The 11,086-nt window shown below is 56.5% G+C and carries 11 protein-coding genes and 1 pseudogene; 4 read left to right on the forward strand and 8 right to left on the reverse strand.

Annotation, left to right across the window (positions count from 1 at the left end):
- Positions 1 to 66 precede the first annotated feature (66 nt).
- On the reverse strand, positions 67 to 507 hold the full coding sequence (locus SPI05_RS00820; protein WP_321075255.1) for an HIT family protein: 441 nt from the start codon (positions 505 to 507) through the stop codon (positions 67 to 69).
- A gap of 147 nt (positions 508 to 654) precedes the next feature.
- Between SPI05_RS00820 and holA the strand changes: the two genes are divergently transcribed.
- Positions 655 to 1,743 carry a DNA polymerase III subunit delta gene (gene holA, locus SPI05_RS00825; protein WP_321075257.1) on the forward strand — a complete coding sequence of 363 codons (1,089 nt, stop codon included), beginning with the start codon at positions 655 to 657 and terminating at the stop codon, positions 1,741 to 1,743.
- A gap of 43 nt (positions 1,744 to 1,786) precedes the next feature.
- Here the strand turns inward: holA and SPI05_RS00830 are convergent.
- Together SPI05_RS00830 and SPI05_RS00835 are read right to left on the reverse strand one after the other, a co-directional pair.
- Positions 1,787 to 3,394, reverse strand: a pseudogene (locus tag SPI05_RS00830) (ComEC/Rec2 family competence protein); the annotation flags it as partial.
- A 9-nt stretch (positions 3,395 to 3,403) separates the two neighbouring features.
- Positions 3,404 to 4,411 carry a ComEA family DNA-binding protein gene (locus tag SPI05_RS00835; protein ID WP_321075259.1) on the reverse strand — a complete coding sequence of 336 codons (1,008 nt, stop codon included), beginning with the start codon at positions 4,409 to 4,411 and terminating at the stop codon, positions 3,404 to 3,406.
- A 180-nt stretch (positions 4,412 to 4,591) separates the two neighbouring features.
- Between SPI05_RS00835 and SPI05_RS00840 the strand changes: the two genes are divergently transcribed.
- Entirely contained in the window at positions 4,592 to 6,067 is a 1,476-nt protein-coding gene (locus SPI05_RS00840) for a hypothetical protein (RefSeq protein WP_321075261.1), read from the forward strand.
- A 9-nt stretch (positions 6,068 to 6,076) separates the two neighbouring features.
- Here the strand turns inward: SPI05_RS00840 and SPI05_RS00845 are convergent, their stop codons facing one another.
- The 5 genes from SPI05_RS00845 to SPI05_RS00865 form a co-directional block, all read right to left on the reverse strand.
- A complete protein-coding gene (locus SPI05_RS00845; RefSeq protein ID WP_321075263.1) occupies positions 6,077 to 6,970 on the reverse strand; it encodes a metal ABC transporter permease in 894 nt (297 codons plus the stop codon).
- Positions 6,967 to 7,773 (reverse strand): metal ABC transporter ATP-binding protein, encoded by an 807-nt coding sequence (locus SPI05_RS00850; RefSeq protein WP_321075264.1) that lies wholly within the window; start codon positions 7,771 to 7,773, stop codon positions 6,967 to 6,969. The genes SPI05_RS00845 and SPI05_RS00850 overlap by 4 nt, the downstream gene beginning before the upstream one ends.
- Positions 7,770 to 8,708, reverse strand: a complete 939-nt coding sequence (locus tag SPI05_RS00855) for a metal ABC transporter substrate-binding protein (protein WP_321075266.1) — start codon at positions 8,706 to 8,708, stop codon at positions 7,770 to 7,772. The genes SPI05_RS00850 and SPI05_RS00855 overlap by 4 nt, the downstream gene beginning before the upstream one ends.
- Before the next feature lie 204 nt (positions 8,709 to 8,912).
- Positions 8,913 to 9,158 (reverse strand): hypothetical protein, encoded by a 246-nt coding sequence (locus SPI05_RS00860; RefSeq protein ID WP_321075268.1) that lies wholly within the window; start codon positions 9,156 to 9,158, stop codon positions 8,913 to 8,915.
- Between the two features lie 24 nt (positions 9,159 to 9,182).
- Positions 9,183 to 9,602, reverse strand: coding sequence for a hypothetical protein (locus SPI05_RS00865; protein ID WP_321075270.1), 420 nt, complete (start codon positions 9,600 to 9,602; stop codon positions 9,183 to 9,185).
- Positions 9,603 to 10,354: 752 nt separating this feature from the next.
- On the opposite strand from SPI05_RS00865, the gene SPI05_RS00870 reads away from it, so the two are divergent.
- Positions 10,355 to 10,588, forward strand: coding sequence for a response regulator transcription factor (locus SPI05_RS00870; RefSeq protein ID WP_321075272.1), 234 nt, complete (start codon positions 10,355 to 10,357; stop codon positions 10,586 to 10,588).
- Positions 10,589 to 10,782: 194 nt separating this feature from the next.
- Positions 10,783 to 11,034 carry a hypothetical protein gene (locus tag SPI05_RS00875; protein ID WP_321075274.1) on the forward strand — a complete coding sequence of 84 codons (252 nt, stop codon included), beginning with the start codon at positions 10,783 to 10,785 and terminating at the stop codon, positions 11,032 to 11,034.
- Positions 11,035 to 11,086 lie beyond the last annotated feature (52 nt).

An 11,086-nucleotide genomic window follows, 5' to 3' on the forward strand; every position in this document is an offset into this window, starting at 1 on the left:
CAACCCGGGGTTTAGCTTACACAGATTTGGCGCGCTGACGCCAGTCCGCTTTCCCGTGCGGCCCGACTATCCCAGGGAGTCCAAAGATTCCGGGACGTTCGCGCCAAAGCCTAGTTCAATCAGAGCGCCGCGCAGTTTGTCGCAGCTGGCTTTGATAGTGTCCGCAGAGCCCGCCGTTTTGGCATCGGGATGCAGCACCCGCATGGAATCGGTCGGAATGACATGAATATGCAGGTGGGGCACATCAAAACCGGCGACGACAATCAAGGCACGCGACACATTGAACGCATCGCGCCCGGCTTGTCCAATAATCTGAGCCACCTGGGACAGGTGCGCAATCAAAGCCGGGTCGGCGTCCAGATAGTTGTCGACTTCCTCACGCGGCACCACCAGCATATGACCGTCACTGCGTGGTTCGATGGTGGCGAAAACGACACACTGCTCATCTTGCCAGACAAAGTTTCCGGGGATTTCGCCGTTGATAATTTTCGTAAATACGCTGGCCATGAGGTGTTCCTTTCGTTCGCAGAAGTCCGGTCGGGCGGATTTTGTGTTGAGTGAGCGCATCAGGTGGGGGCGGATAACCCTCCCGGTGTCGCTCCGCTTTTATAGTAGGGGAATTTTTGTCTCTCCGGGGGCATGTAGAGTTAAAGCGTGGCAACAAAGAAGAATGCTCAGAGAGGCTCCCGGGCTGGTTTCGAGCCGTGGTCGCGCGCGGAGCTGGCTCCGGTGGTGCTGCTGCTGGGTAAACAACGGGTTTTCGCCCAGCGCGCCATAGCCAGCTTGCGCGCTGCGGCCCTGGACGCGGCAGAAAAAGCCGGGGCGATGGAACCCCCGGAAATCACCGAGGTCAACGCCCGGACTTATGAATCGTCCAGCCTGAGCCAACTGACTTCCCCCTCCCTTTTCGGGGGAATGCCGCTGGTCATCGTTCCCGGACTGGAACAGGCTAACGCCGAGTTGCTCCAGGATTTGGAAACCTACCTGGTAAACCCTTCCTCGGACGCCTACCTGGTGCTGTGGCATGCGGGGGGAAACCACGGGAAAAAGGTCTTGGACCTGTGCAAGGGGGGAACCGCAAAGGTTTATGCCTGCGATGAGCTGCGCTGGCCGGATGAGAAAGCCCAGTTCCTTCAGGCCGAGGCTGGCCGGTTAGGGCGTCCTATCAGCCAGGACGCAGTAGCGGCGCTGGTGGCGGCGCTGGGCGACGAATTCGAGGAATTACTCTCTGTGACGATCCAGCTGTTGCAAACTGTAGGGGATCCCGCTCAGCCGTTGAGCTTGGCTGAGGTCGATCAGTACCTGCAAGGGCGGGTGGAGGCCACTGGGTTTAATGTCGCCGATGCGGCTGTGACCGGCAACGTTGGCGAAGCGTTGCGCCTGTTGCGCCACGCTTTGGCCACCGGGGTAGCGCCGGTGTTGATTGTTTCGGCGATGGCCACGAAACTCCGCCAGATTTTGACCTCGTTTTCCCCCCAGTTACCCCCCGCGGTGGCGCAGATGGATCTGGTGGACCCGCCTAAGCCTCTGTTCGGACGGATTGCCCAGGGAATCCGCGCCGTTGCGCCGCGCTGGGACGATGAGCGGCTGGGCTTAGCCATCCTGGCGGTTGCCCGCGCGGACGAAGCGGTAAAAGGGGCTTCGCGGGATCCCGAATACGCCCTGGAAGCCATGGTTTTGGACGTGTGCCGATACGCCAGCGGCGTGCGCAAGCCAGTTGGGAGGCCACCCACGCGAAACTGAGCGCAACAATCAAAAGCCCGGTCACGCCCGCCGCTGGGTTTTCCAACCAGTCGACTTCCGCTCCCGGTCGACTAGCAAAGAACCTGGCCACGCCGGCAATCCACGCGGCAGCCCACCCGGTGACGTGCGCCGTGCCCTGTTCCAATAACCGCACCGGCATCGCAATAGCGGCAAATGATGCCACCGGGAGCCTCGCCACGGCCGCTAGTGCGACCAGCCCCAGACCTCCCACGGTCACTATGGAGGACACCGCCCCGGTCAACAGGTTCGCCGGCAGGGAGTAAACTTGCAACTTCCCCCGCATGACCAGCATTAACGGCGCACAAGCCAGCTGCGCACTGAGGGAAACAGCCAGCGGCAGAGCAATCAGGCGCGGCAAAAATCGCGCACACCAGGCAGCCAAGTATGGCCCGCCGGTCACGATGGCGCCGGTCGCTACTACCGACAGGGCAAAGCCCCAGGAAGTCGCCTGGAATGGCTGCACCAGCAGCATTCCGATGATGGCCGCGGACAGGGAGGACACCGAGCGGGAGGGGCGGGCTATCCCCAGCCCTACCAGCGTCAACGCCCCCATTGCCGCCGCGCGGGTGACGGAGGCGGAGCCTTCCAGCATGGCCAGGAAAATCCCCATAATCCCCGCCGCCGCCATGACTTGCACCCCGCGGCGTTTCCGAGCGGTCAGTCCCAGCGCCACGGCCAGTACAACGCTGAGATGCATTCCAGACACGGCAGTCAGGTGTGATAGTCCCGCCACCTGCATAGATTCGCGGTCCAGGGGGTCTTGGACGGCAGTCAGCCCCAGGCTCATCGCCATAATCATTCCCGCCGTTGATTCCGAAAGCTCCGCCGTGGCCTCGCGCAGGCGCTGGCGCACCGCATTGACAAACACAAAACGCCCGGTCGGAGGCCCAATAATTTCAGGAGCGGTCGGAGATTTCGCATAGCCCAGGTATTGAGTGGACAGGTCCCGACTGGCCAGGCCACTGCGCAGACGTACCCACGAACCGAGGGGGATACCTTCCCAGCCAGCCCCCTTGACCTGCAACAGGGCGCGAGTGGGGTAGGTTGAGCCGTGCCAAGTCAGGCGGGTCGCTCTCAAGTCAACGCGGTAACTGTCCCCCCAGCTCTGTTTCGGAGTCGAGACGACCTGGGCTTTCACGTCGAAGCGGGCGGTTGGGTGAGCGCCAATCACGGCCAGAGCATCGCGCGAACCGAGTTCCAGACGTAGCGCCAGCGTCCCAAAAACGATGGCAATGACCAGGGCGGTAATCAGCAGCGTAGCCAGCCCGGATCCACGCGGAAACAGACGATGGCGTCGGCGGGCGGGCATTTCCGGGTAGCGATTTAGCGCGCAACCAGGCATTTCAACGTCGCGTTTCCCCACGTGGACGGGCGTGAGCGTGCTACGCCTGTCCCCACGGGCTTGTGACCGGTACAACCACCCCAGCACTCCCCCCGCTACGGCCGCGACCAGGGCGAACCCGACGCACACCACCAGCGCGACACGCTCCCCGCGGCTTCCCGCCACCAACAGCGCCCCCCACAGACTCACCGCCGGAATCGCCAAGCGCAAATCCAGCGGGGCGGGGCGATAGTCCCGGTCGGTACGCAGCCGCCGGACAATGAACGCTGTTTCGCCCTGTGCAGTCATCACGAATCCTCACACGCACACGTGGTCGCGCAGGCGCGCCATCAGCGCCGGGCCAATCCCGCTAACTTCGTCCAGCTGATCCACCGAAGCGAAACGCCCGTTGGACTCGCGGTAATCCACAATGCGTTGGGCCAGGGCCGGGCCGATGCCGGACAAGGTCTGTAGAGTTCCCAAGTCCGCGGTGTTCAGGTTCACTTTTTCGCCATCAGTTCCCGCTGACTTTGTGCCCAAGCCCGGTGCGTTGCCAGTGCTTCCACCCGCGCTCGGCGGGGGAGTTTCCCCGGGTCGAGCCACATAAATCATTTCTCCGTCCGTGAGAGGACGGGCTAGGTTCAGGGTGCTCAGATCCCCCTCGGGAAGGGCTCCGCCCGCCGCCTCCAAAGCGTCGGCCACGCGAGACGGGTCCGCCAGGTGAACCACTCCGGGGTGGCTCACCGCTCCGGCCACGTGAACTATGACTTCGGCGCCGTTTGCACCGGGCAGAAACAGGCGCGGGGCGGCATCCGGCGAGGGCGAAGCACCGGCCTGACCCGCCGCGGTATTGCCGGCTTTCCCCTCAGCGGCTGCCAGCGCGGCACCCGGACCTGCGGAACTGCCCGTTTTGGAATCCGTTTTCCCCGTGGCGTCTCCGGACAGCACCCCGTCTGGAGGTGGTGTGGGTGGGGCGGCAAACACCTGCCAACCCACCACCAAAAGCCCGCTCACCAGCATGAACGCCGCAATTAGAGTCGCTACCCGCGGGCTGGGCGCCAGGCGCAACCGCTGCTCGCGCTCGGCGACGGGCCTGACCTGGAGACTGCTTTCAAAGCCCTGAACCAGGTCCTCAGCCCGCCCAGCCAGGTTACCGCGAGTCGGCGGGTTCCCATCCGCGCCAAAATCGGGGGGCAGCGCAGGATGGCGCGCGGTTCGGTAATCCGGCTCGGCATCGTCCAGATAGCCCACCCCCGCGGCTCTGGCCCGCTCAAAAACACTGGCAGTGAGCCGGTCGTGGTCCGTTTGTCCAAACTTATTTAGCATCCTAGCTGCCTCCTCTATCGTGCCGGGAACTGTCCTCCCCCTGCTTGTGAAACTAATCGCGACCCACCGGTGCGGAAAGTCGAAAATGTTTTACCTGTGGAAAACCCGGAATTGCCCTCCCCTGTGGAAAACTTCTCGAAAGGCAGTTTTTCGTTGCTATAGCCGGGATAAACTGAAGCAGTGAAAAAACAGAAACCGGTTTTAAGCGATTCTGCGGCCGCGGTGCGCCAACCCCGCTTGGTCGAACGCATCATTGGCGCCATCATTCTGGCCCTGGCGGTGGTGGTGTTGGCGACTGCCACGACACAGTGGGTTGGTGATACCGCCCGGATTCGCAGCAACGCGGAAGTGAAGAAAATCACCACGGTCGCCCCGTTGAAAGAAGCCTGGACCCTGGCAATGCCCGCGAAGATGAAGGATCCGCGCACGGTGCAGGTGTGGGATTACGCCGATTCCCAAGACTCTTTGGCGGCCCAGGACGCCGCTACCGGCGTGACCGCTAAACTGGCCGAAAACGAGCAGCTCGTGCTGGTCAAAGGCACTGATGGCAAGGCTCAAACCCAGGCTATTGCGCTGATAGACGAAACGACTGGCACCGAGAAATGGTCGAAAACCTACGATGACCTGCCCCTGGACTATTGCCTGAAACAGCTGTGGCAGAGCTCGATTACCTGCGAATCGGATGCCGCGAAAAAGGTGGTGCGGATCGATCCCAGCGGCAATGTTGCGGTGGGGGACTTGCCGCAGGGTATTTGGGATTTAGCGACCGGCGAGCACGTTTTGGGAGCCATTTTTGACCAGTTCCTGGTGGTTCCTATCGCGGTTGCGGAAGGAAATTCGGCTGGAGTACAGGCGGTGTACGTCACGCCGGACTTTGCGTGGAAAGGCAAGTTTCCGCTCATGGTGCCAAACGCCCAGGCTGCCCAGCCTCTATCGGTGCAAACTCGGGGGTCAGTGACTTTGCTGGGAGTGACGACTTCCAATCAAGACGGGTCTAACCGGCAAAATACCTGGAGCTATTCCCAAATTATCAACATGAAAATCGGTTCTCTCGACACCTCGAAACTGGGGTCTGCCCCCCAGATTTCCATGTTGGAAGCCGGTTTTTTTGCTTCCGCTGACTCGCAGAGCGCCGCTGAGGTTCATTGGCAAATTCACGGTTCTGACGGTGGTGTAGTGGGGGAGGGCCAGTGTCCCTCGCTAGCCGCCCAAGCTCTGCACGACCAACTGCGCGCCGGGCTGCGGCTGGATACTGACAGTGCTCTGGCCGCCTTGAAATCCGGGAAAGTTCCCGTGATTATGCCCGACCGGACGTATTTCCTGGGTGCGACCGGGGAAACCTGTGCGTCCTGGCCTGGTTGTGCGGCCAAAACTTGGACTACCGGGGAGGGCGTCACCATCAATCTGAAAGCTCCGGGGGCTCCGCTGGCCTCTGACGGGACAAAAGCCGTGTTCACCGAGGGTAACGGCGGGCTTTTGAGCTACGGAGTCGTCGACGGAAAATTCCTCTGGGAAGGCGTCGCCCCACCCTTGAAAGACGCTACCACCAGCGGGGATATGTTTGTTTTTGGGTCTGGGTTGGGTCAGTTGGCACAGCTGGGCGACCTCGACAAGGGCAGCGCCAAGGCCGTGTTGCGTTACCTCACTCTACCGTAGGGGGTTGCCTCAAGAAGCAACCTGTTGAGGTTCCGGGTCGGGGCCGGGGGTGACAGACTGCGCGCCGTGATAGCGCTGCAGACGCTGTTGCCGAAGAAAATCCACCAGCCAAACGATCAGGAACAATACGCCTTCAAGCAGCACGACCGTGGCTCCTGACGCTGTATCGAACCAGTAGGAAATATAGGCTCCCAGCACGACGCAGAATACGGAAAACAAAGGAGCTATCCATAGCATAGCGTTGAACCGGTTTGTGAGCAGCCGAGCGGTTGCGCCAGGGGTAATCACCAGTGCCACGATGAGGATTGCGCCCACTGCCTGCATCGCCACCACGACTGTCAAAGAGAGAGCTACCAGCAACAGAGTCGCCAACCAGGTTGTAGAGATGCCGATAGTGTGGGCATGAGTCTTGTCGAAGGCATACAGCACCAAATCCCGCTTTTTGTATAACAACAGCACCAGAGCGAGTGGGCTCAATATCAAGACCTGCCACATATCGGCTCTGGTGATACCGAGCATGTCGCCAAACAAAATATGGTGCAAATCGATATGACTGGGGAACAGGCTGATTAAGACCAGACCGGAGGCAAACATTGTCGTGAATACCACGCCAATAGCTGTGTCTTCTTTGACCCGTCCGCGCCCCCGCACTGCGCCAATCAATCCCACCACCAGCAAAGCTGCCACGAGGGCTCCTATTGCGAAGGGCGTTCCCAAAAGGTAGGACACGACGATTCCGGGAAGAATTGCGTGGGACAGGGCATCGCCTAACAATGACCAGCCAATTAAAACCAGCCAGCAGGACAACACGGCACAAACTGCCGCCGCGACTCCGGTGACGATGATGCCGCGGAGCATAAACTGCTGTGTCCACATTTCGATGAAGGCTTCATAAAAATTCACTTTCCACCTCCTGACGCGGCGGGATTTAATCCAAACGCTTTCGCGAGGTTCTGCGGGTCTAAGGCGCCAGCGGGATTACCTTGATAAACTACGCGGCGATACAGCAAAACTACTTCATCGCAGAGCTTTTCCAAAGAAGCCAAATCGTGGGTTGAAACCACCACCGTGGTGCCTTTTGCCGAGATTTTGCGCAGCAAATCGACGATATTGGTTTCGGAGTATTTGTCTACTCCGGCAAACGGTTCATCGAGGAGCAGGAGCGGTGCACCTTGGGCAATCGCGCGGGCGATAAACACCCTTTTCTTTTGGCCGCCACTCAACGCCCCAACTTGGCGCTGCTGCAAATCTTGCAATTCCACCATTTCTAACGCGGCTTGCACTGCTGCCACGTCTGCAGATTTGGGATGACGGGTAGGTCCCATGAATCCATACCGCCCCATCATGACGACTTGGTTTACGTTAACCGGGAAGTCCCAATCGATTTCCTCGTTTTGTGCAACGTAACCAATCAGTCGCTGTTTCCGGGCTTGATTCGCGTCAATTCCGGCAACTTTAATGCTGCCCTTTTGATACGAAACGCTGTTGGTGATGGATTTGAACAGCGTTGTTTTTCCCGATCCGTTCATCCCTACCAGACCACATATTTGACCGCGCGGCACGGTTAAACTGGCACCTTCCAGTGCCACATTAGCTCCGTAACGAACATGCAAATCTGAGACTTCTAATATAGGCGGGGCTGAATTTGGGCTGGGTTCAGCTTCAACCCCGCCTGGCTCTATGCGGTTGTCGAGAGCATCACTCATTTCTGAGTCAATCCTCGGGTAATCAAATCTGCGTCGTAGCGCAACAGATCCAGATAGGTTGGAACGTCTCCATCTGCGTCTGTCAAGGAATCAACATACAATTCCCCACCAAATTTCGCCCCTGTGGCTTCCACAACGGGTCGCATTTTGTCTCCCACGGTGGATTCGCAGAAAACTGCGGGAACGTGGTTTTGCTTCACGTAGTCTTCCACTTCCGCTACGCGAGAGGGAGTGAGGGCTCCTTCGGCATTTACGCCCCACAGGAATTTCTCGTTGAGGTTATAGTCACGAGTCAGATACGAGAATGCTCCCTCACAGCTGACCAAAGTACGTTGTGACGGGTCGAGCTGAGAAAGTGTGGAAGTGATGTCCTCGCCGACTTTTTCAATCTTGGCGCCATACTGTTTGGCATTTTCCTGGTACTCGGAGCAGTTCTTTGCATCTAAATCGCAGAAGGCTTTTGCCATATTTTTCACGTAGAGGGCGCCATTTTTCGGGCTCATCCAAGCGTGGGGATTGGGCTTACTCTTGTAGTCACCTTCGGTAATCGGAATAGGCTCTACGCCCTGCGAAACATTGACCTTTTTGGCATCCAGATTGGCGGTAAACTTCGTGAACCAGCGTTCCAAATCTAGCCCGTTATTTAAAAACAGTTTCGCTTTCTGCGCCGACTTTAAGTCCGAGGGTGTGGGTTGGTAATCGTGAATTTCCGCCCCAGGTTTGGTGATAGAGCGGACTTCCAGGTGGTCTCCGGCGACGTTTTGAGCCATGTCCTGCAACACGGTAAATGTGGTGAGGACCAGGGGCTTGCCTGGTGCGGCTGAATCCGAGCTGGAGCTGGGAGTCCCGCTGCACGCGCTGAGAGAGGCTCCCAGGCACAAAAGCGCAGCTACGGTCAAGGTTTCTTTAATTTGCTTGTTTTTAACTCTCTTCATGGATATATCCTAAGTTAGGCATACCTAAGTTTGCAAGCCCGAAACCGTTGAAATCCCGTAATTTAGCGAATTTTTTGTACTGACAAATCCTACAAAACCAAGGACACGAGCTTTGGAGCGCGTACGATAATCCGTTTCGGCTCGCGTCGCCGCTAGCTGTGAATCAGAGCTATCCGGAGGGGAAGGCTCCAAGGCAGAGATACGCTACTTCACTGTACCAGAAACTAAGTCGATGGTCTGGTCAGATTTTTCGAGAACAACTTTCGTTGCATCAGTTGCATCCCGATTTACCTTCATCAGGTTTCCCTGTTTGTCAACGGCCCAGTAGCCCAAATCTGGGGTCAAAAGCGTGAAAGTGTCGTTAGGTTGCTCGCTAAGAACCAAGATGAAGGCCTTTGTATTGGTGTCCTCGATTACTTCTGGTACTGAAGCGGTGTCGGATTCTAGCATTATTATTCCGTCTGAGCTTTTTCCTCAGGTCTGAGAAAGAACAAATGAATCACCGGCTTTGAGGTTGCCTTTGAACGTTTGCGTAACCGACATGGTAGACAAGGTGACGGGTACGCCAGCAGCTTCCAACGATTCCTTGCTGACTTCCGTTCCTGAAAGTGGATTAGTTGTGTCACCGGGAACTGGGGACTCAGGAAGGAGTAAGGAGTCCTTCGATGATTCAAAAGTGGCCTCAACAACTAAATCAGCCTTGTCTACTAGGGTCCCGAGACTTGGATAACTTGGATAATCGGCCTTGAAAAGGCGGACTTTTTTTACATCGTTGCTGCCTGTAGAGGGTAACTCCGAGGCGGATTTGGCATCATTGCCGGTGCTCGCAGAGCAGGCTGTAAGTGCGATGGAGAGGGCAGCTAGTGTGGCTGTTAATCGGAATTTCTTATTCATGATTGTTCCCTATATTTTATTTGTTTATTTGTTTATTTGTTTAGTAACAATATCGTACATTAGCAACATCATAAGATTGCGGTCTGAAAACTTGAGATCTGTTTCGAGACCAATCCATCAAGGTCAGGAATGAAACTTGATTTTTATCTGTTAGACGGAGGGCGTGACCAAGTTCATGTGTCGCTGTGCTTTTAGCCCATGTCCAAAACTGGCCTGAAGGAGCGTTACTGCTGAGCAGCTGACCATTTATCTTAATGTTGAAAGAGCTGATAGCGGGATTCCAGGTGTAAAGTCCGTACCAATTTGTGTTGTAATTTCCGGCTTCCATTACCGCGCTAGATCCTGGCGTAGTTCCAATTGAGGTTCCAGCGCCTGAGGCGTTCCAGTAGCTGCGGGCTGAGTCCATGACGTTTGTCCATTGCGGGCTCAATGAGGCATATCGGACATTGAACTGGCGCGTTGGCCTGGCGTCGTATTGACACTCATAAGCATTCGCAACTCCAATTGTGCCAAGCGTGAGGACCAAAGAAGTGACTATTGCGGAGAAAATTGTACGTTTAACATGCATGTTAACTTCCTTTTTAGATGCTGTAGAACCCCTCAACCTCAAATTATCATTGAGAGCGAAGGTATAGAAGACCCTATTTTTAGGGGGTTCCACAGATGCAATGATGCGGATAGACTATGCAAATTGTAGCGGCTGGGATTTTTATGTGTACATCAGTTTCACCACTGAAGGGGGAGGAGGCGATGTGGGTGATGCCCAAACCAAGGTTCGCGTAATCCTTGCTGATGACGATGCTGTGTATTTGAATGCTATGGCGGATTTGCTAGGTCGGCTAGGAACTATCGAAGTGGTTGGGACGGCAACAAGAGGCTTGGAAGTTATCGAAATGGTGCAACAAGTTGGGCATGATGTTTTACTTTTAGATGTGCAGATGCCCGGCCTTGACAGTATCGATACGATAAAGGCAGTCCTGAAGTAAATCCCGATGAAAAAATTGTCGTACTAACTGCATTTGAACAACCAACCAGCCTGCGTGATTCGCTGTCTGCTGGAGCAAAAGGTTTCCTGACCAAGGAAACGGATTTCCGTGAAGTTGCTAGCGCGATTCAGAATGTACACGAGGGCCGCAATGCTCTTGACGATAAACTTTTATCCATGGTTATGGATTCTTTTGTGACCAAGAATGAGGATTCTGGAGACAAACAACGGGCGGCAGAGATTGCTGCCTTGCCTCCTCATCTGCGTCAAATTGTTAACTATATCGGCATGGCCTACTCGAACAAGGAGATTGTAGCTGCAAGTGGGCTGAAGCCCCATACCGTAAACTCCTATATTAAAGAAGCTTTGAATTTGTTAGGCCACCGGCGTGGAGAGCTTCTGATGGAAATGGTTAAGCTTGGCCTTGCCGACGGCAACGTGGAGTGAATCCCAGAAAGCCGAAGAAACCGCAGAAAGTTTTTGCTAGCCAAGCGGAAAC

The sequence above is a fragment of the Mobiluncus sp. genome (assembly GCF_034180645.1).
Classification (GTDB): Bacteria; Actinomycetota; Actinomycetes; order Actinomycetales; family Actinomycetaceae; genus Mobiluncus.